Raw genomic sequence first — 25,946 nt, 5'->3', positions numbered from 1 at the left:
ATCAAGAATGCCTTCGCGATTCGCTCGGAGTCAGGGGGTCATGACTTCACTTGAAAGCCGGAGAGAACTTGCGTTTCCTTCCCTCTTCGATAAATAATGAGTTAGTATCGTACTCTTATAAGGCGGTGTTCACTTTGACGCAAGCAAGCGCAGGTATTCAGGCCATTCGAGTCAACATGAATGTTCAAGGTAATTCGTTTATCGTTTTCCCGGCGCTGCTGTGGGACGATAAAGACGTTATTCTCGTCGACACCGGCCTCCCCGGCCAGGTGGAGCACATTCGCGAAGCATTTCTGCAGGCTGGCATTCCCTTCGAGAAGCTGACCAAAATCATCATCACCCATCAGGATATGGATCATATCGGAGGCCTGCCGGAGCTCGTGCGGCTGTTCGGCGACAAGGTTGAAGTGTTCGCCCACGAAATTGGAGTTCCATACTTAGCCGGGGAACTTCCGCTCGTGAAGAGCAATAAACATGCCGCGCCCGTGAAGGTCGACGCCGTTATGCAGGATGGAGACATTCTCCCTTATGCCGGCGGCATTCAAGTCGTGTTTACGCCTGGCCATACCCCGGATCATGTATCGCTTTATCATATCCCGAGCAAAACGTTAATTACGGGCGATGCGCTAACGGCTCAAGACGGCGTCCTGCATTCCTTCGTTCCGGCATACACGTCCGATCAGCGCACGGCGCTGCAGTCCATCGCCAAACTTCAGGCGCTCGATATCGAAACAGCCATCGCTTACCACGGCGGCGTATGTGAAGGAGATCTCGGCTCACGGCTTCAAGCTATTCTGGATACCGCGCAGGATGAGCCGCAATAATTCCATGCATCATCGCTTCTACTTCCCTGATCATGGGGCGGCTCTGCACAGTAAAACCACAAGGGGGTGTCCCAAAGTCATCAAAAGATGACGCTGGGCACCCCCGTTTCTCTTGCAATATCTGTGTTTAACGTATCCACTGCGCGGCCCGCATGTTCTTCCAAACGCTGATGCTTCTCCAGAATCATGCGTTCCGGTTATGCCCTGTATAAGGCGAGCCTCGGCTCTACGCCGGATCAAACCCAGGTTTGCTTCAACTTCATCAATTCCGCGACATTGCGGGTCGTAATGGAAGCGACGTCCCAAGCCGCGAATTGGCCCATCGCCTCTGCCTCATTGACGGTCCATACATATACCGGCAGCCCTTCGGAAGCCGCATACGTCATGAACGTTTGCGTCAGGATGCCGTGATAGATATTAATGCCGAAGCAGCCTGCCTCCTTTGCATCCGCGACGGTTTGAACCATGGCGTCCGTATACGTCATCGTCTTGAATAGGTTGACATCCGTATTCAGCAGCTTGCGCATCTCCGGATGAAGCTGCTGTGCCAGCATGGCCCGGTCCCGTTCGCAGCCGGAGAAGAACGCCTGCTCCGATAACCCGTATTTCCTGACCAGCGCGGCTGCAGGCTCGATGCTCTCGTCGACCTTCAGGTCCAAATTAATGGTTTTGCCCGAGGCTCCGATGATTGGAAGCAGCGCCTCCAGCATGCAGATCCGAACCGTTTCGCCGCGATCGCCATGATCGGCTTGGAACTGAAGCCCGCTTAATTGGTCATACGTCATGTCCGAGAGGCTTACCCCTACGCCGTCAACCGTTACCATTTCATCGTCGTGCGCGAGCACCGGAATCCCATCCCGGGTCACGCGAATATCTTCCTCCACGACGTCAACGCCAAGCGCAAGCATGGCTTGCACCGAGTGAAGCGTATGGGCAGCCATGTCCATGCTGCCGGCGTGAGCCGTGACGAGCGGAAACTGAAAAGTCATCCCATTCACTCTCCTTCGCTAGTTGCTGCATATATCGCATTGGTGAAGGCGATCGTCGTCCGAACGCCGCGAACCGTACCCTTGAGCTCTGCCCGAACCCACATCAGTTCCTCGCCAGAAATTTCAATCCTATATACCGATTCATCCAATCGCACCTGCTGCTCGCTCATCTGGCCATGATTGCCTGTCAACACTAGCGTATAACCTGCCTCTGGATAATGCCAAAGGCCTGCCCTTGCCTGAAAATCGATCGTTACGAAGGCTTCATAGCTTCCGCTTCGCTCCTGCTTCGGCACGCAGTCTCCAATTCCATAAACCGCGGACGCCGTCCTTAATTCCAACGTAACCAGCGGACCCATCGTGACCGAAGCCCTGCCCGCGGCAAGCGCGCGTACGGCTCTGCTCGTCTGGCTGCCTTCCGTTTCGTCGATATTCAAATACGTAACCGAGACGGGTTCATCCGTCTGCTCCTGCGTATGCCAGTCTCTGCCGGACGTGGCCGCGATTCGGAAGCCTTCGTTCAGCTTCTCCGTCCATAGACGAAACGCGCGGGCATTATTCGTCTTAATGGAAGGAAACGTGCCCGACCATACCTCGATATAATCGATATCGTTCCAATCCTCGATGTTGAATTCCCAGAAGCAGCCCGTACACATCGGGCTGCCGATGCGGAAGGGATGCGCCATCCCGGCTATGCCGCCATGCGCGTGAACCTCGGCAATGCCTTGATGAATATCGCCGAGTCCCGCCAGGCGCCAATCCACGAATTCGGTCAGCCCGATCGTAACCATATGACCATAGAAGGTCGTCCATTCCATCCCCGAAATAATCGACATGCCGGTTTCTTCTTCAATGCGCTCCTTGCCCGCTAAGCCTGTCATCGTATTATGATCGGTCAAGGCAACGCAGTCGAAGCCGAGCGCCTTCGCCCCCTTCGCGAGCTCAAGCAGGGATTGTTTGCCGTCGCTGTGAAACGTATGGCTGTGCAGCTCGCAAGCCTTCCAGGTCATGATGCTTATGCCTCCTCATGATGAATTCGCAGCCGGTACCGGCAGCTCGGAGTCACGATCGCATGCAGGCTTAACGTGGCACGCCACAAACCTTCATTCAATCTGTCGCTCACGAAGCCCGGCGAAGCCTCGCCCTCGCCGATAAACAGCAGCTGCTCGGGATCATGCCGATGCCCGGCGCCGCGATGCCGCTCGGGATCGTCCACGGATACGGTGATTAAGTTTTTGAGCGGCAGGAAGGATTCCCAATTGGCCAGAAGCCGGTCGCGCTGACTATCTTCCGTATAGCTGCCGATGCCTGCTGCAATCAGCGTCTTGGCGAGTTCCCGGTCCTCCAGATTCTTAGGCTCGTAAGCGAACTCGATCCACAGCTTGCCGCCGGATTCGGCAAGATGAAAGCTGTACGTAATATGCGTCTTGGCGCAGACGGGCTGTATCTGTCCTTCGGCTTCCAGCAGCAGTCGTTTCATCAGGAGCGCGCACCTTCTTCCTTGATCATACTGCGAATATAGAAGTAGCCCATGAACGAGCAGAGCAGGAACGTGAAGAACGCAAGCGCCGCGGCCGATTGCTTATCTTGAAAGACGCCGAAAATTTGCTCCATCGACACGCCCAGCATTTGCGGCGCATTAGGTCCAAGCAGGAACGGTGCGGTAAAGGAGCCGATGACGCCCATGAAGACGAAGGTCACCGCCACAAGCAGCGTCTTGTACGTCAGCGGCAGAATGAACCGAATGAAGAGACGTAATTTCCCCGCGCCGACGTCCCTCGCGCTTTCGATAACCGAATTCGGGACAGCCGACAGCGCCGAACCGAGCAGCATCGTCGTAAACGGAATATTGAACCACAGGTTCGCGATGATAATGCCTTTCATATCGAAAATAATGCGCGGCATCGAACCGCCGCCCAGCAGCAGCAGCCATCTGGCTGCCCAGCCGTGGTTGCCCAGCAGCTGAATCAAGCCGTAGGTCGCGATAACGGACGGAATAAAGATCGGAATCATATACATATTCCGGATCGATGCCGCCAGCTTGCCGCTGTTGAACCGCATGTACGCGGCCAGCGCATAGCTGATAAGCAGTACGATGACGACCGAAATCAGCGTCACCTCCAGCGAGAAGACGATGTTGGCGCGCATCAATTTATCCGTGAACAGAAATGTATAATTCGACAGATCGTAGCCGCCTTCCTTGTTTGTCAAGCTTTCCTTGAACGAGAGGGCAATCGGCATGACCACGGTAACGAACAGCAGAAGAAAAGAGGGGATGACCAGAATCAATCCCAGTATCCCCATTTTTACCGGCTTGCTCATTGCGCTGCTACATCGCTTTGCCAGCGTTTGTTAATATCTTTGTCCAGGTCGCCGATATTGAACGTCCGGAAGCCTTCAGCTACGCCCTTGAAGGAGTCTTGAATGTCCTGCGGCATATCCGACAGCTTGATGCCCGGGAAGCCGTGCATTTTGGTCACTACGACGGCTTGCGCCTCAGGCGACAGCACGAAGTTCAGGAATTCGTTAACGGCATCCTTCTTGTCGGACAGCTTCGGCACCATCAGATACGTCGGACCGCCGTTGAAGCCCGGCGAAATTTGCGTAATTTTGGTCGTGCTCGGCAGTTGGCCGTTGCCGATTTGCTCAAGCGCCATGTCCGACCATGCCGGAATCATGTCGACCTCGCCGCTGATCAGCAGATCCAGCGTGCCTTGGTTCTTCTTCGGATAGATGCCTTTGCCGTAGACGTACTTGCCAAGGTCTTTCAGCGTCTCGAAGCCTTTGTCCCACTGCTTTTCGATGCTCGGATCGGTGTTGTGGATCGCGTCTTCGGACAGCTTGTCGTACAGCGTCGTTGTGACGAAAGAGCTGCCGGATCCGCCGGTGGACGGATCGTTGTAAGCGAAGCGCTCCGGGTTCGCCTTGATCCATGCGAACAGCTCGTCGAGCGATTTCGGAGGCGTCTTCACCTTCTCGCTGTTATAGGCAAGCACGACGGCGGAAGAACGGTACGGAACAGCCAAGCTGGAGACATCCTTCAGCGTATTGGCGTCGACGGAGGAGAGGTTCGTGATTTTGGCCGGATCCAGCGTATCCCACAGGTCATCCTTCTGGCCCTGAGTTACGTTGGACAAGCCATCCTCGTACAGGTCGATGCCGCCGGAGCCTTTGTTCGCCTGTTTCGCCGCGAGAATCCGGTCATAGGTCGGCTGTGCGCCCGTACCCGATGGCACGTACACTTCGTTAACCTTCACGTCTGGGTGCTCCTTCTCGAACATCGGCACGATCGTGTCCCACAGATTCTTAACGTTCTCAGAGCCCGTGAAGTAGAAGTTGAACTCGACCGGCTTGCCCGAGGCATCCGTTTGGGCTGCGTTGCCGCTTGCTGTACCGGCGTTTGCCGTGCTGCCGTTCGCCGCGCCGGTATTCGCGGTGCTGCTGTCGCTGCTGCTGCCGCATCCCGTCAGCATAGCTGCGGTAACGGTCGTAAGAGTCATTAACGTAAGAGCGGTTTTTTTACGGAACATTGTTTTTGCCTCCTTGGCAGATCGGGTTTTAGACTTCCGGATAAGTGAGCACTTTCTTGAAATGGACGTGAACGGATTGACCTGAATGCAGTTCTTTAACGAAATCCCTCGGCATGAAAGCACGCATGGTGCCATAGTCCGGCAATTGAACGGTCACTTCGGCATAATGGCCGAGGACCATAACCTGTTTGATGACGCCGGGCAAGCCGTCATCGCCTTGAACGCTGATCGTGACATCTTCAGGCCGAATGGCCAGTCGAACCGGGCCGGACAGATTTTTCGAATTTGGAAACCTCATACTCCCTACGGCAGCTTGGCTGTCCGAAATCACCCCTTTCAAGAAATTCATTTTGCCGATGAACTGCGCAACGAACAGCGTATTCGGTTCATCGTAAATCGCTTGCGGCGATGCGATTTGCTCGATATTGCCGTGATTCATGACGACGATCCGGTCCGAGATGGACAGCGCCTCTTCCTGGTCATGCGTAACGAATACCATCGTAAGGCCTGTCTCCGCCTGAATCTCCCTCAATTCCTCCCTCATCTCGTGACGAAGCTTGGCGTCGAGCGCGGAGAAGGGCTCGTCAAGCAGCAGGACGGCAGGCTTGAGCAGCAGGGATCTGGCAAGCGCGATGCGCTGCTGCTGTCCGCCCGAGAGCTCGCCAGGATACTTGCGTTCCGAGCCGGGCAAGCGGACCAGCTGCAGCACTTCCGCAACGGCTTTCTCCATGTCGGCTTTCTTCATCTTGCGTATTTTAAGACCGAATGCCAGGTTCTCGAACACCGTCATATGCGGCCATAGATTGTAGCCTTGAAACACCATGGAGGTCGGGCGCTTCTCCGGAGGCGACTTCAGCACGCTTGCGCCTTCGATGAGAATTTCGCCGGAATCCGGATCGAGAAACCCGCCGATGCTGCGAAGCACCGTCGTTTTGCCGCAGCCGGACGGCCCGAGCAGCGTGATGAGCTCGCCTTTATGCACATCAAGCGAGATGCCGGTTACGCCTTCACCGGTATGGTAACGTTTTGACAATTGTCGGATCGATAGCTGAATGTCCATATGGGCCTCCTAGATCAAGCTTTGTATGCGTCTTTATTTGAGCGTAAAGCCGCTCGACATGACATCTGCGCTCACGAACCGCTTGGCGGCCAGCAGCAGAATGATCGTCGGCGCCGTCAGAATGATCGAGAATACAGCGCCGGCATAGGCCGGGTAATCGCTGATGATGGAGTACATGACGATCGGCATCGTTTTGTAATTCGGAATACCGACCAGGAAGGTTCCCTGCGCCTCGTCAAGCGAGTTCAGGAAGGTGAAGATCGAAGCAACCAGAATGCCCGGCAGCGCCATTGGCAGCGTAATCCGGCGAAACACGCGAAACGGGCTGGCCCCGACGTCTCTAGCCGATTCTTCCTGCGCCTTATGCACGTTGCGGAAGGCAGCGGTAGGAATCCAAGTCATGAACATGAGCACGTTAATCATATGGATCAAGATGACGCCAAGCAGCGTATTCATCAAGCCCAGCTTGTAGAAGAGAACGGCGATCGATACGTACAGTCCCATTTTCGGAAAAGCATGCGTGAGCAGGAACGAGAACAAGAAGAATCGGCTGAACGGGAAGCGAATGCGCGCGAACGCGTACGCCGCCGGAATGCACAGGACAATGGAAAGCGCCGTTACGAGCGACGCGATAATGAACGACAAGCCGATCGATTTGGCGATATCCTCCTGCTTGAATACGAACGTCCACCATTTGAGCGACCATTGATGCGGCAGCACATCCGGGTAAGACCAGTTGCCGGTGAAGGCCAGTATGGCCAAGTTCAGCAGCGGCCCCAGGAAGAAGACGACGAACAGCACGAGAATAATGAATTCAATGATTTTCTTTGCACCTAACGCTTTGAAATACCAGCGCATAGCTTGTGCCACTCCCTTCGAAGCTCGTTAGTTGGTCGATTGGCGAATGATAAGTCTTGGCATGAGCTGCTTCGGATGATCGATGTCCGGCTCCTGCCGGATGAGCTTGTCCAGGAGGCGTACGGACTGCGTTCCCATCTCCTCGGTGTCCACCCGGATGGTCGTCAGCGACGGCGAGAACATGGCGCCGAAGTCAATATCATCGAAGCCGATGACCGAGACTTGCTCCGGGATGCGTACCGACTGCTCCAGCAGAAATTTCATGGCGCCGAGCGCGATCATATCGTTGGTAGCGAAGATCGACGTGTAACGCCCCGCTCGGAACATGCCCCATAACCGGTTCATAATGGCATAGCCCTCACCGAAGGTTGACGTCGATGCATATTGCACCGAAGCTTCCGGAATTGGAAGGCCTGCTTGTTCCATGTAGGTCCTAAAGCCGCTCAGCCTCAAATAATGGCTGCGATGCGACTGAGGTCCGGCGATGATGAAGATTCGTTCATGCCCCGTCCCTTTGAGATGCTCGGCGACCATCCGTCCGCCTTCTTCATCCTGATTGACGATGTGGATGACGCCGTCGACATCCGTGGATCCGTTCACCATGACGTAGGGAACGCCGAAGTTCTTAATGTAATCAATGACATTCTGCTGGAGACGGCTGATGAGAATAAGTCCGTCGACCCGCTTCTCCATCATGAAATCGGCGGAGCGATAGGACATCTCATGGTCGGTTGTGACGAATACGGAGTAGTTCAAGCCTGCCGCCTCCATGAGAATGGCATCGAGAATTTTGCCGTAAAACGGATGCGAAGCGATGGGATGGTGTCTTCGGTACAGCAGCACGCCGATGTTGTGCGTTCGCTGCGAGACCATCGCCCGCGCCACCGCATTCGGTTTGTACTGCAATTCTTCGATCAGTCTCAGCACCTTATCGCGTGCTTCGCTGCTGTAGTACCCTTTACCGGAGATAATCCGCGAAACGGTGGACTTGGAAATACCGGCACGCAGGGCGATTTCTTTGATGGTCGGATTATCCAACGCTGCACTCCCTTTCGTACGCATGGGATCGTTCCCACACTGAGACCGTTCCCACATCCATAGAATAGAGAAGTAGTGTTACTGCTGCGTTAATCTGAAAATAATGTATTGTAAATCGCCGCTGCGTGAGCGAAAACGAAAAAAACGGCCGAATTGCGCGCGTAACCCGTGTGATCCGGCGCAAATCGCCGCTGGGACAGGGTCAGCTGAACAACAAGAAACAGCCTTAGCGACTCGCTCGCCAAGGCTGTTTTTTAGTTCATGTCCGCTGCTATGCTCCGAGGCATGCGCCCCGGTTCTCTTGCCTAATAAGGGCTGTCCGAATATGCAGGGCTCAGCCTTCTATCGTTCGCCATGCCCGGCCGCTCCCAGGTTAGTTCCCTAGTCGATGCGACAGCTGCTCCGCCGCTTCCTTGACATAGTCGGCCATTTGGGAGTCATACTCCGCATTGTTTTTGAAGTTCGGACCCGCGATCGATAAGCTCGCTACGATGACGGCATGCGAATCGAGAACGGGAGCCGCAATGGCGTAGATATGAGAATCTACCTCTCCGTTCGTAATGCTGAAGCCTTGGTCCTTAATGGTGAGACACTCCTCGTGCAGCTGCTGCTTCTCTTCGGCAGTCATCAGCAATTCAGCGGTTACGCGTTCGAAGATCCGCTCGTTTTCGTATGCCAACAGGCATTTGCCCGGAGCGCCGGTCGTGAGCGGCAGCACGCGGCCGTTCTCCGCCGCGAACTGCAGCAGGCCCTGACTGCGAACATTCTGGATACAGACGCAATTCGAGCCCATCCGAACGAGCAGGACGGAGGTTTCCTGCGTCTTGGCCGTCAATTCTTCCATAATGGGGAGCGCCGTAGCCAATAAGTTCCGATGCACCTGCTGGCTCAAATTTCGGGCTAAATCCAGAATGCGCAGGCCAAGCCCAATCTGGCTTTTGCCCCTTCTCTCCACGATGCCGTTCTGCTCCAGCGTTTGCAAGAAACGGTAGGTCGTGCTTTCTGGTATCGATACCTTCTCGGCAATTTCGCTGACCGTCAGCGTGTCCTTGCTCTCCGAGAGCGCAAACAAGATATCAAGCGCCCTGCTTAACGTCTGAGTACCGTTCATGAGAATCCCCTCTCAAGTTGGTCGTTTAGACAAGCTTAGCATATCTGCGAGAACAAGGCGATTCACGGCTGATTCCCGCGCCAATTGGGGTCGCTACCATGCGAACGAAAACGCTTCAAATTAAATAGCAGGGCGCAACGATGTTTCATCGTTGCGCCCTGCTATTCGTTTGCAGCTATAAGCGGCTGTATACGTTGTACATCATCAGCATAAACTCGCGGGCATTTCAGTCCGCTTCATGCCAAAAAACTAAGGCTGCCGAAATGCGAATCTCCGGCGGGTTAGAACTCATTGTCAGGAATGCCGCGTTCAACGAACATAAATCATCTCTACTCAGGAAGCCCCCTCAACCGTCGAACAGCGAACTACACGAAGACAAAACGCGAATGTCGAGCACTGTCTGCTCGGGAGCCGTCACGACGATCGAAACGTGGTCCGGTTGGCCTTCACATGCTTCAGCTGAGCGACGATGATTACGCTTATGATGACGAGAAGAAACCACGAGCTGATCTTGCTCATGCTAACCAGACGCCAAGCATGGTACTGGTCGGGATATTTCCAAGCCTGGAAGTACGTCGCGATATTCTCGGCTAACCAGATGAATACACCTACAAGGAAGAAGGCCAGCGTCAACGGCATTCGGTACGTCTTATCCCGCACTCGGTAAATAATCCACGTTTTCCAGAAGACGATAAGCACAAGCGCGGTCAGCCACCAACGTATATCAGGCATGAAATGATGCGTGAAAAAGTTCAGATAGATCGCGCCGCCCAGCAGTCCCGCGGCACGAAGCCCGGGCCATCCGGTCATATCCATCCTCAGCCTGCGCCAGACCTGGCACATGTAGCTGGCCACGCTCGCGTACATAAATCCGCTGTAGAGCGGTACGCCGAGCAGCTTCGTCAGCCCAGGTTCAGGGTACGCCCACGATCCCATCCTGACTTTGTAGATTTCCAGCAGCAATCCGATGACATGAAACATGCCGATAACTTTAAGCTCATCGTAGGTCTCCAATCCGCCGCGGTACATGAAATATTGTACGGCAAGCAGGATAAGAAGAACGACATCATACCGGTAAATGATTGGCACCTCAATGAGGTTAGATAACGCTAAGGTTCCAAAAATCGCGACAGGGAATATACAGCTCATTGCCTGTTGATAGCCAAAATGCAGAAATTGTATGATTGATTTCCGCGCGGTGATCACCTCAACTCTCTATCCTTTCTATAACAACCTCCCTCTATATCTATTACGTTGCTTATTCCATTAAGTCACATCGCGTTCGATAAGCAGCCGCTTTACCCTTGCTTCACCACGTTGTCCGCCGTGCGGAAAGCCAGGGCAAGAATCGTCAGCACCGGATTGACGCCGCCGTTCGTGACATGCACGGAGCCGTCGCTCACCCAGAGATTGTCGTAACCATGCACGCGCCCCGCGGGGTCGGTGACGGATGTCGACGGATCATTGCCCATGCGCAGCGTACCTGCCTGATGCTGCCCGCCGCTCAGTCCGCCGCCTGCATAGGTCCGCCATACCCGGCCTGCTCCTGCAGCCCAAAGCCACTTCTCGGCCTGCTCGCCCAGCATGGCCGACGCGCGGAGCGATTCGGGATGAACCTGGCCGGACAGCTGCGCGACGGGGATACCGAAGCGGTCTCTCACGCTGGGGGATAGCCGCACCCTCGACGCAGCGGTCGGGATTTCCTGAATCGGGCCTTGAATTTGACTCGTCCGCAGGAAGGTATCCCGCATGGTTTCCTTCCCTGCGCTTCCCCAGCGGGCCGCATCCGGCGCAAGCGCGCGATTCCAGTGGATAAGCGGCAGCCGCGTAAATTCGTTGGCCAGCAATCCGCCGCCGATGATCCCGGCTTCGCCGCTGTGGTCGAAGCGGAACGTAGCGATGCTGACTCCTGGCCCCAAGCCGTCCTGAATCGGCTCATCGAAAATGCCGTATGCGCCAGCGTAGACATGGCCCTGCAGATTTCGTCCGACTTGGCCGTACCGGTTGCCGATCCCGTCCGGTTCCGCATCACTCGCTGAGCCCAGCAGCAGACGCGCGCTTTCAATGGCTCCGGCGGCGACAATCACATGCCCCGCCCGCACCTGCCGGCGCTGGACCTTGCCCGCCGTTTCCTGTACAAGGCGAACCCCGGTGGCACGCTTGCCTTCTTCCGTATCGACGCGTTCCACGATGGTCTCGCAGATCAAGTCGCAGTTACCGGTAGCAAGCGCTCTTACCAGCATCGTGTTATGGCCGCCGTTCTTGCTATTGGTGGGGCACGCGAACCCGACACACTGGCCGCAGCGTCCGCAGGCCGGACGGCCGTCGCGTTCAACGGAATTGATAAGCAAGGGCACAGGACCCGCCTCCCATCCCAGCTTTGCTGCCGCAAGGGCCAAACGTTCCGCCTCCTTCGTTGCCGGCAATGCCGGCATCGGATAAGGGCGTCCCCGCTTGCCGCGCCCGGAATGAGCATTCCCGTCGCCAGAGACGCCGACTTCCCACTCGGCGCGCTCGTAATAGGGTTCTAGGTCCTGGTAGCTGATCGGCCAATCGCTCAGCGAGCTGCCATCGGGAACGCCATATCGCGTCGCCATTCGAAAATCCTCCGGATGAAACCGCCATGCCTGCGCGCCGTAAACCCTCGTTCCGCCCCCCACGGTCATCGCGTTATTATGATAATCGCCTTCGATCGGTGCGGTGATGCGTTCTTCCCCACCGACGAGCATCGTCCGGGGGTTGCCTAGGAGCGAAGGGCCCGTGTTGTGGCCGTATTTGCTTTGCCGATGGTTGCGAAGGTGATCACTGCCGACCTCGCCGTATCGCAGCCAGCTTCCGCGCTCGATGACAAGCACGCTGAGTCCCGCTTCCGCGAGCACGGCCGCGGCGACCGAGCCTCCGGCACCAGCGCCAACCACGACCGCATCGTAGCGGTCCCGTAGCTGGTCGAAGGCGCGCTGCGCCAGGTCAGTTTCCTCGACCGGCGCAGCTGTTCCCGGAACCGGGCCCGGGCGGAAGCCGATCATGTCCCATGACTTGCCGCCGTCATTCCCGCCCGCTTCGGGATTGCCATAGTAGCCTTCGATGACGAGCGTCAACAAGGTGTCGAAAAACAGCCTCGGCGTTACCGGCCAATCCCGAACGCGCTCTTGCTGTACATCCTGCAGCAGACGGTCCTGCTCCTCTACAGGCAGCTCGGCAAAGGACCGTCCGCAGCGAGCTGCCGCCTCGGCATCCACCACGAGCAATCCGGGCTCGATCAGCGTCGTCCAGACCGCAGGGTTCTCGCCGGCGTGACGCGCCAAGTAGGTCAGCGCACCCGCACGAGACGCCGATGGCCATTCATCCTCCGGAACCATTCGATCGGAAACCGCTTTCAGAACTGCTTGTACTTCAGTCGAAAATACCTTCCGGCCCTCGTGCATCATCGTTCAACACCATCCAATCCTATTGCTTCAATTAATAGTACGCAGGTCAAACATATACGATGAAAGCGGTTAAATCAACCGTTGACAGCTCACGGCCTGCCGAACAATCAGTTTGCGCCTGCCAAGTACACGATAAGAGGCAAAACAGCCAAAGTGCTTGCGGATCTGCTTCAAATGATGGATAAGTAAGGAAACGCTAACAGACTTAATAGCTAACGAAGTCGAACATAGGGTTTGCCAGGCTGTCATTGCATCCGTGAAGATTGGGAGGACAGCTGGCAAACCCTGTTTTTATTTTTATGAGTTCATCGCAATACCGTGCCGAATGCTTCTACTTTCCTTTCAGTTCAATCTCTTCCGAATGTCCATTCCACTGGATCTGAATCTTTACGGTTGATTCTTGCCTGGGGATCATTCCGATCCCTCCTGATTGCCCTAAGTTATATATTCCCTCTTTAGAGAAGTTAGCTGGCACATTGCCGTCTCCTCCACCTGCTTCTGATTTGTAGGCGTAGTGTATTTCTCCCTTTGGTTGTGAAGACTTATCTACGTATTTGAGAAAAAATCGATCTACGTATTTTTCTTGGCCCTTTTCCCTGTAAATTATATAATTAGCTGCCCAATGCTCGGTTGACCCCTTAAATTCATAGAGAAGGTCTGCATGAGATCGTTCTGTATTCGATAAGATATCCTTTGCTTCAATGCCAGCATAACGGGAAGCATGTAACGTACACCCGCTTAGAAGGAATGTAATCCATATCAGTAATTGAATTAAACGCTTCAAGTAACTCACTCCTCCGCCGATCGTCGGTGTTTCCCCTTCTTCTATTGCCACTGTACGCTCTGGAATTTCTCGTCCAGATGAGCAAATTTGCGCCTCGACGTTCTTGACTGATGTCCCGGACATCGAAGCAATCCGCAAGATTGCTCTAATATATTAAATCATCCCTTATTGGAATATCGTTTTCTTGGCAATAGTCCTTATATTTCTTCAAAACGGTATAAATATCATCTTGTCCTATGATTTGATTATCCTCATCAAAGTATTGTAATGATCCCCCTAATATGAATAATGTTATAACCTCTTCATCTTCAGTAATTAATGTATGTATGTCTCCAGGTGGTTCAAAAATAAAAGTGCCCGGCCTTGCTATCCATTCTCTACCCTGATATCTCCATTGTCCTTGAATGTTATATCCGATAACTGTTCCACCGGTATGTCTATGACGTGTTAAGGTTTGATTACTCTTTATCTTAAATAAATATATCCATGTTCCTGTATTTAAATCGAATCTCAACGGTTTGAAAAAGCAATTACTTATGCCCCTATCAAATGGAATCCACGGTATTTCATCAATATGAAAGATTCTTTCAGGCAGCTGAAACCTTTCAGCAAACCGAATAACTGAATCTTCAACTAATCTACTCATTGCTTGACCTCCTTGTTTTTCATTCCTCTAATTTCCAATTATAGCAGCATCATATCCATGCATCACCCACAAATCGTTTAGATGTAATCCCCCTTAGATGCTCCCCACGTCGAAAAAGCCAATCAAATCAACCGCATGATTTGACTGGCTTTCTATTAAACCCGCAGCGGCTATTTCTTCGGCGAAACGATATCGAATAATTGCAACAAGCTCGTGATTGTATACGTGCTGCGAATTTCTGCAGAACCTTCATGCGCCTTACGATTAATCCAGCAGGTATCAATGCCTGACAGATTACCGCCTTTGATATCCGTATTTAACGAATCGCCGATCATAAGCGCTTGCTTCTTATTAAAGTCTTTGATATGACGCATGACGTAGTCGAAGAACGCGGTTGACGGCTTCTGAAAGCCAATGCTCTGAGAATCAAATATAGCTTCAAAAAAGTCAAATAAACCCGACTGCTTCAATCGCTTGATCTGGGTAACCGTTATGCCATTAGTAGCGATAAACAGTCGATGGGAGGCAGATAAGTGCTGGCAAACTTCCAATGCTCCTTCCATATGGAGCTGACTTCCATTGCCCAGCAGCTCTCTGTACCGATTCTCCCATTCCATGCCATCCACGTCTTTTCCCAGTCTCGACATCGTTTCTGAAAATCTCGTGTTTAGCACCTCATCCAAACCAATCCTTCCGCTCTCATAATCCGCCCACAGCTGTTTGTTGACGGCATTATAGACATGGAATAACTCATCCGAGAACGTATAGCCGTGATCGTGAAACAGGTGGTTTAACGCCTCCGCCTCACATGCGCCAAAATCCAACAACGTATCATCCAAATCAAATAGCAGAATTTGATAGCTCATAGGTCCCCCTAAAGTATAGACGAGTCCCCGTACATCGTTGATGCACAGGGACTCGTCTAATGGTCTGGTTATTTACGAACAGCCGGCTGATATTCGCCTGGCACCATGCCTGTGGAGATCGCCATGCGGTTCCAGCAGTTGATCGCATTAATCGCCATAATCAAATCGACATACTCGCTCTCGTCGTAATAATTCCGGACCAGCTCGTACAAATGCTGCGGCACGCCAGCATCCGAGATCTTGGTCACGGCTTCCGTCAATGCAAGCGCAGCCCGCTCCGCATCCGTGTAGAATGGCGCTTCACGCCATGCGTTCAGCAGGTAGAGGCGCTGTTCCGTCTCACCCATGGCACGCGCGTCTTTCGTATGCATATCTATGCAGAACGCACAGCCATTGATTTGCGAGGTGCGAATTTTAATCAGCTCGACCAGCTTCTCTTCGAGACCGCTCTTCTTCACGTACCCTTCCAATTTCAATAGCGTCTGCAGGGACTCCGGCTGTACTTTCATATAATTCAGTCTTTCCTTCATCGATAACACTCCTTCAGTTTTGTTTTTATTGGATTATAAGTTCTGTACCTCAGCATCTTCCTTCGGGACAAAGTATCCCCTGTTATGCCTTGTATGATTCGGAGACCTTGAAGCTGCTCCGTTTCATGATTTGCGGCAGCGCGATTCCGCACATTGTGATGCCTACGCCAAGCCATTGCAGCCAGCCGACGTTCTCATTCAGCACGACGTACGACATCATGACGGCCATCGGCAGTTCAACGGCGCTCAAGATTGAAGCGAGTCCGCCGCCAACGCGCGGCACGCCAATGGCATAGAACAAGGGTGGAATCACGATACCGAAGAGCGCAAGCAGAAGCCCCCAAGGCAACAAACCTTTGTACAAAGAACCATCTATAATAAAATGCGGCGGAAACACCAACATGGCGAGAATAAACGAGCCGGACAACATAATCGCGCTTCGGTTGATCGGAGCGACATGTTTGGCTGTTCGCCCGCTAAACCAAATAAAGAGCGTGTAGGTAACTGCAGACAACAAACCGAGTGAAATGCCGATCAAGGAGACTCCCTTATGACTTCCGCCCACATAGCCGCTTGCCATTAGTATGCCAGCGAATAAGACGATAATGGATAACACCGTACGTGTGCCAGGACGTTTGCGTTCAACCACGGCTTCAAGCAGGATTCCCATCCACGTAAATTGGAATAATAAGATTATCGCGAATGAAGACGGAATATACTGGAGCGCTGAATAGTACAGCATACCGGTTAAGCCTGTCGTTGTGCCTACGGTCATGAGCACGAGCGCCTGACGCCATGTTACGTGGGCGGTTTGCGAAGCCTCGGATCGTTTCGCTGATTTCGCGGTCACAAGTACCAATAGCCATAACATCGCCACGCCGAACAGGTTTTGACTGCCGACAACATCGCCAACATTAAAGCCGGTTTCATAAGCTTTCTTGACGAAAGTTCCTAATAAACCAAAGCAGCATGCCCCGGCTAAAACAAATAACATGTATTTCATACCGAACCGGCTTAGAAGCTCGCAGCAAGCTCGTGCGCTTGTCGGATGGCTTGTTCTTTCATCGCTGCTACTTGATTAGGCGCTCTTCCCGTACCCTCGACATAAATCACTTCGATGGAAGGTATGCCCATGTACTGAGCTACCGCCGTCAAGTAGCGGTGGCTGAACTCGAATGCAGCCGCAGTGCCCTCCGACAGCACGCTGCCGGATGCCTGAATATGAAGCAGCTTTTTGTCGGAAGCTAAACCGATCGGGCCTGCTGGCGTATAATCGACTGTTTTCCCCGGTATGCATATGGCGTCAATATAGGCTTTCAATACGGGAGGGAATAAGAAGTTCCATACCGGATTGACGACGACGATTTTGTCCGCAGCGAGAAACTGATCCACCAGTTCGCTCAACCGGACTACTTTCGCCCGAGCACCCGAGCTTAATTGATCGAGCGAGCTGCCGCTTTTCAATTGATTCCAGCCCGTCAATACATCGGCATCTAATTGAGGAATGTCCATATAACAGAGATCCAGATTAACAATCTCATCCTCAGGATTTGCTCTCCGGTAAGCCTGTAGAAATTCGTAACCTACAGACAAGCTATGGGATACGCTCCGATCAAGCGGGTGTGCGTTTACATATAGAACGGTTGCCATGTTGGATACCTCCTTGACCTGGTGCGTTCTAAGATGTCTTAGCACGCTTCTCTTTACTCCTCTTCCGGGAACATCCCTGTAGAAATAGCGATTCGGTTCCATGCATTGATGGTGTTGATCGCCATAATGATGACCACATATTCGGCCTCATCCACGTGTGCACGTACTCTTTCGTACAAATCCTGCGGCACGCCTCCTTCGGAAATTCGGGTTACGGCTTCCGTAAGTTCAAGCACGGCTCTTTCTTTGTCGGTATAGAAAGGAGCTTCACGCCACGCATTAAGCAAATAAATCCGCTGCTCCGTCTCGCCTATTTTCCGAGCGTCCCGCGTATGCATGTTGATGCAGAACGCACACCCGTTAATTTGCGATGCTCTGATTTTAATGAGCTCATATAAATTCGCATCCAGCCCGCTTTTCTTGATAAACCCTTCAAACTTCAGCATCGTTTGCAGCGCCTCTGGGCTTGCACTGACATAATTCAATCTGACCTTCATCGTGATTCCCCCGTGAACGAATTTTGATCAATCGTCGACAACATATATCCAGGATTGATCTTGTCTATAATATAGCCATTTATTTTGCAGCTGTCAATCACAAATCATGAGTCATGTGCTCCGGTATATTCGGACACTCCAATTTGACAAGGATTTTAAATCCACCTAAGATGATTAAGAACAACCTTTACCTCTAGAAAGCAGGTGATTGCATGCAGTATAGTATTGGTGTCGAATATGCACTGCATTGCTTAGTATATTTAATCGATATTCCGCCTGATGCGAGCATCGGGATTAAGGAGCTTTCCAGTTTTCAAGGAATCTCGGAAACCTATCTTTCGAAGATTTTTAGAAAACTAACGAAAGCAGGCATCGTAAATTCCGTCCCCGGCGTCAACGGGGGCTATAAATTAGCCAGACCCGCAGCAGATATTTCATTCTGGGATGTCGTTGATGCGGTCGAAGGCGCTCCATCGCTTTTTCAATGTAAAAACATCAAAAATAACAGCTATCTCTGCCGGGATGAAGACTTTAAAACATGCACAATGGCCACACCGTGCGTGATCAACTTAGCCATGCTTGACGCCGAAGAAAGCATGCGGACGAATTTGCGTAAGAAGTCGCTTAGATGGTTGAAAGAAGAGCTTAGCCGTGTATTAACCCCACAATCGCTTCAAGATACGCGTGAGTTTTTTGCCAGCAGCTACAAAGGTTGACCGCGCGAACTCATCTATATTCGACCCAAAAAATGCATGAAAAAAGCGACAAGAAACCTGTTGTTAAGGTTCTTGTCGCTTTTTTATTATCGGAGTCCAGACTGCAGCTCGTTTAAGAATTGACTGCCGAGTCTGCTTTACTATTTGCTGCAGCATGAACGGCGACATCTGCTGCTGTTTCAGGCAAGTGTGAGGCAAACACTTCATAGATCGTCACTTTATTGCCAATAATGGTGCCTCCTTCATTCGACTCCGATGGCTGCGATCCACCATGAGGATGTCCCGAAGACTTCTCGCTCTCCGAACGTTCCGTTTCCTCGGGACGACGGCCATGAGCACTGCTGAAGGATTGGCTGCTCGCCCAAGCTTGGAACGATGGCTCGTCTCTCCAAGTCGTGCATACCCGAATTTCATCGTTGCCCGCTTCATTCACGCTGTGCAAAACATCCATGCGAACGAATCCATCAAATGTATGAACCGTTTTCGGTTTACGGAAACGTTCCAAGACAGCCTCGCCAAACCCTTTTTTAACCTCAATACGATTTTCCACAAGAATCATGCCGCTCAGCTCCTTCTCTTCTTCTTTGATAAAGGATTTCAAATAATCGACGACTTCCTTCGCTTGTTCCCCACCCATTATCGCATGCTGAAGCAGCGGGATGCCATGCGGCCCTTTCGCCTGAAGCATGAAAGGATAACGATCAATATACGTTCGTACAAGATCGATTTCACCCAACATAGCAGCAGCAAAAATATCCATGCGCGCGCCTTGCTCCAGCAGCCATTCTGCAATATCCCGGCGGCCAACATGAGAGGCGGCTCCGAGTGCAGTCTCCCAATCACCCGATCCCCAGTTCATCGCTGCGTGAAGAAGACCCGGCTCTAGTACCACTAATTCTTTCACTTTATCGAGATCCCCATGAGCAGACGCAACAAACGCTCTGACGAGCTCAGGCTTGAGCGGTTCCTTTGACATATCGATTCCCCCGATCCTAATCGTAACAAGCATGGTTAACTTTGCTTGCTTGGCAGCGTTTAGTCTTCAAATAACTGGTTAAGCATCTTTTCCTTATTATTGATAAACTCTCTCGTAATCAAGTAATGATCGGTTTCCTCAAGCGAACAGATTTCGATACCCTCTGGCTTCAGATTGTAAATAATCGATTCCGGATAGGCCATAAGAATGGGGGAATGCGTTGAAATAATAAACTGGGAGTTTTGTTGAACCAATTCATGGATTCGAGTAAGCATCGCCATTTGGCGCAGAGGAGACAATGCGGCTTCGGGTTCATCCAGAATATACAGTCCTTTGCCTCCAAAACGATGTACGAATGCGGAGAAAAACGACTCGCCGTGCGATTGTTCGTGCAAGGATTTGCCGCCGTAAGAATCTTTAAGTGGTGGACCAAATGAAAATTGACGATCGAGATCATCTATGTTTGAAGCCAGATTATAATAACTTTCGGCTCTAAAAAAGAAACCATCCTTGGGACGTTGATGACCTTTTATCAATTGGATGTATTCAAATAAGTCAGAATGTGTAGCTTTCGTCGAAAAGGAAAAGTTGATCGTGCCGCCCTCAGGATTGAACCCCCATGCTACGGCAATGGATTCCATTAACGTCGATTTTCCCATCCCGTTCTCGCCAACGATGTACGTTACTTTCGGGTGGAAATCAAGCTGATTGAGGCTTTTAATTACCCCTAAATTAAACGGATAGGAATTGTAAGAGGGAATTAACGTTCTCTTAAGCTGAATTTGCCTTAAGTAGGCGTTATGCTTATTCATTTCTTAACACTCCGTTTCCGTCTAATTTTACCGAGAATATGGTTACTTCCTTCAATTTTAACATACAAATAACGGTAATTATAATCACATGACACCGCATTGCGTTGAATTCCGTATAGCTCCCCTATTAGCAGATAAAAGAACAAAAAGCCGCAAATGATGCGGCTTTTCATGTTTCGTTGATCTTCCCATCCGACAAGGGAAATCAATCACTGACCGATTCGGCGACCCTCATCGCTTCTTCAGCCGAAATCGGCCCTGTCACGGCGAATTGGATGCCGTTCTCCGTCCAATACAGCTCGGTGAACGTCTCCTGCTCGAACACGAAGCCGTCTTCGCCGTTCACCTTCGTCGCCGTGAACAGGTCCGCGGGGAAAGAGGCCGCAGCACGGCTCGCCATGAACGTGATCGCTTTCTCCCCCGACGTGTACGTGAACACCATGTCCCTGACGGGCTGATCCTTCATCCCCGTCGACGCGATCTCCGAAAGCGCGTAGCCCTCCGGCAAGACGCGCGGGATAAGCAGACCCGCTCCAAATGCCGCTTTCGCTTCTTCCGCGGTGCTAAGCGGAGTCGTAATTAACTGGGACAGCTCCGTACCGGAGACGCCGCCCGGAGTCACGCTGCCGCTTGGATTGCCGCCAGGAGCCGGAACGTTCGGCTGCCCAAAAATCAAGCAGCCTGCGATTATCAGAATGACTGCGGCCGCTGACGCCGCTCCCGTCATCCACGATTTCGGGAAGATGCGACGCCGGCTCGCATTCGCGGTGGCCGCCCGTTTTCTGATCTCCCCCTTCGTCTGTTCGCTCAGTTCCAGTGAGGCAAACAATACCTCATCCAACTCTTGCCGCAGACGACCCTGCAGCCTATCATTCATGTCCGACATTTGTCTATTCCTCCTTCTTCATTTCCCGAGCGAGCGCCTCGCGCGCACGGTGCAGCCGGTTGCGCACGGTTCCCTCGGGAGACGACGTCGCTTGCGCGATCTCCCGTGTGCTCAGTTCCAGGTAATAATACAAGTAGATCACTTCCTGATACGGTAACGGCAAGCTGAGCAAATGCCGCAGCACTTCGCTCTTCTCCATGCGTTCGATCGCCTCGTCCTCGACGCTGACCGTTCGCCCCCGATCCATGTGAATCGGGTCCGTCGGCCGTTCCGTGAACATTCGTACACCCATTTTGTCTCGGCATATATTGATTGTGATTGTTGTAAGCCACGTCTGGACGGAGCTGTCACCTCGAAACGATGTCCATTTTCGATATGCGCGCAGGAAGACATCTTGGCTGATATCCTCGGCAAGGTGCCGATCTCCCGTATAGAAATAAGCCGTACGCAGGACGATCGCGCCGAAACGATCCATCAGCTGCTCAAGCACCTGATCGGGTTCTTTCGCAAAAGGTTCCTTGTTTGTTGAGCCGGCCGGCTTCACAAATACCACCCCCACCCTATTAGACGCCCTTCGTACGAAATCCGCTTCACGGCACGAAAAAAAAGTCCAACCTGTATTAAGGTTGGACGGACTACTACTATTCATTCAGATATGAACACGCTACGCCTTATACGCACGCATCGCCTTCACAAGCTCCTTCATCGAAGGCTTCTTACCGTACATGAGCACACCGGCGCGGTAGATCCGCGCGGAGAGCCAGCCGCAGATCAGAATCGTAACGGCAAGGACGAGAATTGACAGCCACACCTGCCATAGCGGCGGATCGGACAGACCGAGCCGAACGACCATCGCGTAAGGCGCGAAGAATGGAATGAACGACGACACCTTGATCAGCATGGAGCCGGGATTGTTCAAGCCGCCGAACATGCAGATGTAAAAGCCTGCGAGCGACAGCATCGTAATCGGAAGCACCGCCTGCCCGAGATCCTCGGTTCGGCTGACGATGGAACCGACCGCGGCGAACAGCGTCGCAAACAGGAAGAAGCCGGTCAAGAAGAACAGGATGGCATATACGAGCAGAACCGGGTCAATCGCGTTCAGCGAGATGCCGATTTCGCTTAGTTTGTCAGCGTTCTGCGGCAAGGTCATATTGATGACGATGACCAGGATGTAGACGGCCAGCTGCGTCAGCACGACGAGGAACATACCGAGGATTTTGCCGAACATCGCTTTCAGCGGCGCTACGCTCGTAATGAGAATTTCCATGACGCGCGAGCTTTTCTCCGCCGTAATCTCGCTTGCAATCATTTGGCCGCTGATGATAATCGCCATGAACAGCATGAAAATAATTACGTATACCGTCGCCATGTCCATGCCCTGCTGCTCCTTCGTTTTCCCTTGGCCGATAGAGCCAGCTCCTTCTACTGCCGAAATTTGGACAGTGTCCAGCTTGATCGGCGCAACCAATAGAGCTTTGAGCTCATCGCTCAGGCCTCCGCCGTTCAGGATGGCATCCATCTTCACTACCTGCAGCGATGTCGTGAGCGAACGCGAAACCTTCGTTTCCATAAGGCTTTCGGACTTATAGGTGACGGACGGGAACCCTCCCGCCTTGTCAGGCGCAAATTCAAGATAACCATCGATGCTGCCGGTCGATACGGCGTGCTTCAACGCCTGCTCGTTCGCCTCCGCCGAGCCCGCATCCGCAATTGGAACAAGCTTTAGCTCCGGCTTCTCCTGCTTGGCGTAAATTTCATTGAGACTGTTCGCGAGGCGCGTTGACGTAAACAGCTGCGAGCTTGTATGGCCGGCGGCACTGTCGGTATAGCCGACCGCCGTCGGCTTGCCCTCGCCGCTGAACTTCGAGATGAGATAAGGCAGATTAATGCCGATGCTCATAATAACCGCGATAATGATCGTTGTAATGAGAAATGCCTTGCCTCTCAGCTTGTTCTTCGCCGTGAAGCCGACGACCGTCCAGAAGCCGCTATTCATGATTCTCACCCACCGTTTTAATAAAGATTTCGTTCAACGTCGGTTCCATGATCTCGAAGCGTGTTACCCCGGTTTGCGCCAGCGCCAGCTCCAAAATCGGTCGTCCCGCCGCCTCGCTGCTGATCAATACCTCGTAACCGTATTCATGCCGCGCGACCTGAAGCACGCCGTCCACCGCTTCGATTCCTGACACGTCGCCGTCCGTCGCGAGAATGACCCGCTCCCGCGGAAACTGCTTCTTGATCGCCTTGAGATTGCCCTGCAGCACGGGATTCGAGCGATGCAGAATCGTAATGTTGCGGCACAGTTCCTCGACATGCTCCATCCGGTGCGTCGAGAACAGAATGCACGAACCGGCGTCGCGAAGCTCCTTCACGGTCGATTTCAGCAGCTCGACGTTGACGGGGTCCAGCCCGCTGAACGCTTCGTCCATGATCACGATGCGCGGATTGTGAATGACCGCCGCGATAAACTGGATTTTCTGCTGATTGCCTTTGGACAGCTCCTCGACCCGTTTCCCGTAGTATTCCGGTACGCCGAAGCGATCCAGCCAGCGCTTCAGGCTGCTGTCGGCTTCTCTTCGGGACATGCCGCGAAGCTGTGCGAGGTATAGAATCTGCTCGCTAACCTTCACTTTCGGGTATAGCCCCCGCTCTTCGGGCAGGTAGCCTAGCCCCTTCAACAGTTCTTTGCCGTACGCCTTGCCGTCGTAGCGAATCTGTCCCGCATCGGGGTAAATAAGGCCGAGCACCATGCGCATCGTCGTTGTTTTGCCTGCGCCGTTCGCGCCGAGCAGCCCATAAATCTCACCTGGCGCAACGTCGAAGCTGATGCCGTTCACGGCCGTCTTGTCGCCGTACTGCTTGAAAACCCCTTCCAGCGATAAAGCATTCATCGCAAAACTCCTCCCGCTAACTCTTAAAGGTTCCAAATAATACCTAACACGATCTTATACGTCATACTGCCGATGAGGTCGCATCCTCGTAAGCAAGGGCTGAGAGCTCGCCGTCCCTTTACGAGATTTGCTCCAGCACCTTCGCCACACCGTCATTATCATTGGAATCGGTAATTTGGTCAGCCAACTCTTTAAGTCTGTCGACCGCATTATGCATAGCGACTTTGTGAACCGGCATTTCAAATAGCTCTAGGTCGTTATAATCATCGCCAAACACCATGACCTTGGATAAGGGGACCCCAAATTGTTGAAGAAGCAGTGCTGCTCCGCTGGCCTTGCTTAACATGCGATTCATGATCTGAATAAGCGTTCCCTTGTCCGTTACCACAAAATGAACTCGCTCCCCAAAATGACGACGTAATTCCTCCGGGTCTTCAACATAGGTAATCAGAATTTTGGTAGCATCAAGTGCCTTCAACTCATCGTTCGAATGCACCTTCGGTTGAAAGTGACGTGTCATAAATACCTCTTCGTCGATTGGCCCGGAAATAGCAAACCATTCATCCCTAACTTCAAGGCTGATCCCACAATTCGGCAAATGTGCGGAGCAGTAATCCAAAATGGCCGCTGTCGTAGATTTCTCGATGGGAAAGTGTCTTTCAAAACCGGTTTCCATGTCTTCAACTAATGCTCCGTTATAGTACACGAATGAGCAAGTAACCAACATTTCAGCCGGGAGCAGCATACGAACCGATCGCGGCGGTCTCGCTGTTGCTACAATAACCCTCATACCGTTTGCCTTGCATCTCAATACCGCTTCAAGATTACGCTTCGAAACTGTTTTACTGCTGCTGAGAAACGTGCCGTCCAGGTCAAGTACGATTGCTGCGTATTCGATGTCATCCCTCTCCTTGAATGATCTCTGCATCAGGCTATACCGTACCGTAAGTGATCTTCATACCCGCCGCATATACAGCCGCCGTCGACGGAGTAAATCGTTCCGCCAGCGATTGTTCGCAGTCGTATTGTCTAGCAGCTTCCTCTTCCGACATGCCTCGCTCCAACAGACTCCGGATGAATGCTGTCCGATCTCCTGGCGAACTGAACTTCATAGCCTCGTAGATACTCGCTTCTCCCGCCGCTGCAGGATCGTATATATTAACGCGATCACTCATGCGGCACTGCACATTGCTTAAGCCCAAACGGTTAAAATAAAGCGGGAGCTTCAGTCCGATATTGCCGTCTTTTCCGGTGCGCCTGACATCCCGTTCAAACAATTCCTGCAACTGTCCGAGCGGAAGGACAGCAGACTGATCCATGCCCTCAAAGTGGAAACTCGCATTATTGCTAATCCAATGCGGCTCGAACGCAATCACCTTCCCGTCCTTCTTCACGCAATCGATCATTTTCTTCAACACGGAGGTCGGATCCTCCATATGAAGCAGCACACCATGGCAAACCGCCAAATCGTATTTCGCTTCCATATTGAAGCTATGAAAATCCCCTGCAATAAAAGTTGTCCGATACGGTAAATCCCGAAATAACGCCTTCGCATGCTCAATGAGTTTAGTCCCTGCGTCGATTCCCAGATATTCCGAGCCAGCCGGGAGCAGAGGCAGCAGGCGGAGGCCTAAGTGACCAAAGCCGCAGCCAAAATCTACGATTTTCACCGGCCGATGAATCTTCCACACACGATCGACCAGAAACTCGATATAGTCATCGTTGTAATACAAGGAGGTCGACTGCTTTAGATACTCCACCTGTTGATCCCAGTAATAGGACTCCATGGTTCAAATCTCCCCAACCGTATTAGCGCCGCGGCCGCTTACTCAAACATACATGCTTTAACAT

Annotated in this window: 28 protein-coding genes and 1 pseudogene; 2 read left to right on the top strand and 27 right to left on the bottom strand. The window is 52.5% G+C overall.

Translation table 11 applies throughout. The features are described 5' to 3' along the window. Window positions 1–134: 134 nt before the first annotated feature. Window positions 135–824 carry an MBL fold metallo-hydrolase gene (locus tag KXU80_RS23790; protein ID WP_219835599.1) on the top strand — a complete coding sequence of 230 codons (690 nt, stop codon included), beginning with the start codon at window positions 135–137 and terminating at the stop codon, window positions 822–824. A 236-nt stretch (window positions 825–1,060) separates the two neighbouring features. Here the strand turns inward: KXU80_RS23790 and KXU80_RS23785 are convergent, their stop codons facing one another. From KXU80_RS23785 to KXU80_RS23700, 18 genes are all read right to left on the bottom strand, one after another. Beyond that, complete coding sequence (locus tag KXU80_RS23785; protein ID WP_219835598.1) at window positions 1,061–1,813, bottom strand: glycerophosphodiester phosphodiesterase; 753 nt, start codon at window positions 1,811–1,813, stop codon at window positions 1,061–1,063. 5 nt (window positions 1,814–1,818) lie between these two features. Next, on the bottom strand, window positions 1,819–2,823 hold the full coding sequence (locus tag KXU80_RS23780; protein WP_219835597.1) for a CehA/McbA family metallohydrolase: 1,005 nt from the start codon (window positions 2,821–2,823) through the stop codon (window positions 1,819–1,821). Window positions 2,824–2,828: 5 nt separating this feature from the next. Beyond that, window positions 2,829–3,293 (bottom strand): hypothetical protein, encoded by a 465-nt coding sequence (locus KXU80_RS23775; RefSeq protein WP_219835596.1) that lies wholly within the window; start codon window positions 3,291–3,293, stop codon window positions 2,829–2,831. Next, window positions 3,293–4,135: an ABC transporter permease gene (locus KXU80_RS23770; RefSeq protein WP_219835595.1), complete on the bottom strand. Its 843-nt coding sequence runs from the start codon at window positions 4,133–4,135 to the stop codon at window positions 3,293–3,295. Before KXU80_RS23770 ends, KXU80_RS23775 begins: the two co-directional genes overlap by 1 nt. Then, window positions 4,132–5,343, bottom strand: coding sequence for an extracellular solute-binding protein (locus tag KXU80_RS23765; RefSeq protein ID WP_219835594.1), 1,212 nt, complete (start codon window positions 5,341–5,343; stop codon window positions 4,132–4,134). The genes KXU80_RS23770 and KXU80_RS23765 overlap by 4 nt, the downstream gene beginning before the upstream one ends. 28 nt (window positions 5,344–5,371) lie before the next feature. Next, on the bottom strand, window positions 5,372–6,403 hold the full coding sequence (locus KXU80_RS23760) for an ABC transporter ATP-binding protein (protein WP_219835593.1): 1,032 nt from the start codon (window positions 6,401–6,403) through the stop codon (window positions 5,372–5,374). Between the two features lie 33 nt (window positions 6,404–6,436). Further along, entirely contained in the window at window positions 6,437–7,261 is an 825-nt protein-coding gene (locus KXU80_RS23755) for an ABC transporter permease (protein ID WP_219839209.1), read from the bottom strand. 27 nt (window positions 7,262–7,288) lie between these two features. Beyond that, the gene (locus KXU80_RS23750) at window positions 7,289–8,299 is read right to left on the bottom strand and encodes a LacI family DNA-binding transcriptional regulator (protein WP_258171132.1); all 1,011 of its coding nucleotides are present in this window, start codon (window positions 8,297–8,299) and stop codon (window positions 7,289–7,291) included. A gap of 373 nt (window positions 8,300–8,672) precedes the next feature. Beyond that, window positions 8,673–9,410, bottom strand: coding sequence for an IclR family transcriptional regulator (locus KXU80_RS23745; protein ID WP_219835591.1), 738 nt, complete (start codon window positions 9,408–9,410; stop codon window positions 8,673–8,675). 414 nt (window positions 9,411–9,824) lie between these two features. Then, window positions 9,825–10,559 (bottom strand): DUF817 domain-containing protein, encoded by a 735-nt coding sequence (locus KXU80_RS23740; protein WP_219839208.1) that lies wholly within the window; start codon window positions 10,557–10,559, stop codon window positions 9,825–9,827. Window positions 10,560–10,708: 149 nt separating this feature from the next. Further along, complete coding sequence (locus tag KXU80_RS23735) at window positions 10,709–12,838, bottom strand: GMC family oxidoreductase (protein ID WP_258171131.1); 2,130 nt, start codon at window positions 12,836–12,838, stop codon at window positions 10,709–10,711. A 331-nt stretch (window positions 12,839–13,169) separates the two neighbouring features. Beyond that, the gene (locus KXU80_RS23730) at window positions 13,170–13,622 is read right to left on the bottom strand and encodes a hypothetical protein (protein ID WP_219835590.1); all 453 of its coding nucleotides are present in this window, start codon (window positions 13,620–13,622) and stop codon (window positions 13,170–13,172) included. A 145-nt stretch (window positions 13,623–13,767) separates the two neighbouring features. After that, entirely contained in the window at window positions 13,768–14,268 is a 501-nt protein-coding gene (locus KXU80_RS23725; RefSeq protein ID WP_219835589.1) for a 2,4'-dihydroxyacetophenone dioxygenase family protein, read from the bottom strand. A gap of 170 nt (window positions 14,269–14,438) precedes the next feature. Then, window positions 14,439–15,134, bottom strand: a complete 696-nt coding sequence (locus tag KXU80_RS23720) for a YjjG family noncanonical pyrimidine nucleotidase (protein ID WP_219835588.1) — start codon at window positions 15,132–15,134, stop codon at window positions 14,439–14,441. A gap of 68 nt (window positions 15,135–15,202) precedes the next feature. Further along, on the bottom strand, window positions 15,203–15,664 hold the full coding sequence (locus KXU80_RS23715) for a carboxymuconolactone decarboxylase family protein (RefSeq protein WP_219835587.1): 462 nt from the start codon (window positions 15,662–15,664) through the stop codon (window positions 15,203–15,205). Window positions 15,665–15,746: 82 nt separating this feature from the next. Further along, the gene (locus KXU80_RS23710) at window positions 15,747–16,667 is read right to left on the bottom strand and encodes an EamA family transporter (RefSeq protein ID WP_219835586.1); all 921 of its coding nucleotides are present in this window, start codon (window positions 16,665–16,667) and stop codon (window positions 15,747–15,749) included. Window positions 16,668–16,678: 11 nt separating this feature from the next. Continuing rightward, window positions 16,679–17,314 (bottom strand): FMN-dependent NADH-azoreductase, encoded by a 636-nt coding sequence (locus KXU80_RS23705; protein WP_219835585.1) that lies wholly within the window; start codon window positions 17,312–17,314, stop codon window positions 16,679–16,681. Between the two features lie 53 nt (window positions 17,315–17,367). After that, window positions 17,368–17,811, bottom strand: coding sequence for a carboxymuconolactone decarboxylase family protein (locus KXU80_RS23700; protein ID WP_219835584.1), 444 nt, complete (start codon window positions 17,809–17,811; stop codon window positions 17,368–17,370). Window positions 17,812–18,023: 212 nt separating this feature from the next. On the opposite strand from KXU80_RS23700, the gene KXU80_RS23695 reads away from it, so the two are divergent. Continuing rightward, a complete protein-coding gene (locus KXU80_RS23695; protein WP_219835583.1) occupies window positions 18,024–18,527 on the top strand; it encodes an Rrf2 family transcriptional regulator in 504 nt (167 codons plus the stop codon). 112 nt (window positions 18,528–18,639) lie between these two features. Here KXU80_RS23695 and KXU80_RS28220 read toward each other — a convergent pair whose 3' ends face one another. From KXU80_RS28220 to KXU80_RS23655, 9 genes and pseudogenes are all read right to left on the bottom strand, one after another. Next, the gene (locus KXU80_RS28220; RefSeq protein ID WP_258171492.1) at window positions 18,640–19,086 is read right to left on the bottom strand and encodes an antibiotic biosynthesis monooxygenase; all 447 of its coding nucleotides are present in this window, start codon (window positions 19,084–19,086) and stop codon (window positions 18,640–18,642) included. Window positions 19,087–19,125: 39 nt separating this feature from the next. Beyond that, window positions 19,126–19,503 (bottom strand): annotated as a pseudogene (locus KXU80_RS28215) (ankyrin repeat domain-containing protein); the annotation flags it as partial. A gap of 59 nt (window positions 19,504–19,562) precedes the next feature. Continuing rightward, window positions 19,563–20,315, bottom strand: coding sequence for an AAA family ATPase (locus tag KXU80_RS23685; RefSeq protein ID WP_219835581.1), 753 nt, complete (start codon window positions 20,313–20,315; stop codon window positions 19,563–19,565). Between the two features lie 205 nt (window positions 20,316–20,520). Then, the gene (locus KXU80_RS23680; protein WP_219835580.1) at window positions 20,521–21,201 is read right to left on the bottom strand and encodes a DUF4367 domain-containing protein; all 681 of its coding nucleotides are present in this window, start codon (window positions 21,199–21,201) and stop codon (window positions 20,521–20,523) included. A gap of 4 nt (window positions 21,202–21,205) precedes the next feature. Beyond that, window positions 21,206–21,760: a sigma-70 family RNA polymerase sigma factor gene (locus tag KXU80_RS23675; protein ID WP_258171130.1), complete on the bottom strand. Its 555-nt coding sequence runs from the start codon at window positions 21,758–21,760 to the stop codon at window positions 21,206–21,208. A gap of 105 nt (window positions 21,761–21,865) precedes the next feature. After that, the gene (locus KXU80_RS23670; RefSeq protein ID WP_219835578.1) at window positions 21,866–23,200 is read right to left on the bottom strand and encodes an ABC transporter permease; all 1,335 of its coding nucleotides are present in this window, start codon (window positions 23,198–23,200) and stop codon (window positions 21,866–21,868) included. Continuing rightward, window positions 23,193–24,095 carry an ABC transporter ATP-binding protein gene (locus tag KXU80_RS23665; protein ID WP_219835577.1) on the bottom strand — a complete coding sequence of 301 codons (903 nt, stop codon included), beginning with the start codon at window positions 24,093–24,095 and terminating at the stop codon, window positions 23,193–23,195. The genes KXU80_RS23670 and KXU80_RS23665 overlap by 8 nt, the downstream gene beginning before the upstream one ends. Window positions 24,096–24,213: 118 nt before the next feature. Beyond that, complete coding sequence (locus tag KXU80_RS23660) at window positions 24,214–25,023, bottom strand: HAD family hydrolase (protein ID WP_219835576.1); 810 nt, start codon at window positions 25,021–25,023, stop codon at window positions 24,214–24,216. Between the two features lie 4 nt (window positions 25,024–25,027). Then, complete coding sequence (locus KXU80_RS23655) at window positions 25,028–25,882, bottom strand: class I SAM-dependent methyltransferase (RefSeq protein WP_219835575.1); 855 nt, start codon at window positions 25,880–25,882, stop codon at window positions 25,028–25,030. Between the last annotated feature and the right edge of the window lie 64 nt (window positions 25,883–25,946).

The organism is Paenibacillus sp. R14(2021) (assembly GCF_019431355.1).
In the GTDB taxonomy this organism is placed as follows: domain Bacteria; phylum Bacillota; class Bacilli; order Paenibacillales; family Paenibacillaceae; genus Paenibacillus_Z.
The sequence above is the reverse complement of the archived record's forward strand: the minus strand, read 5'-3'. Positions and strand labels throughout refer to the sequence as shown.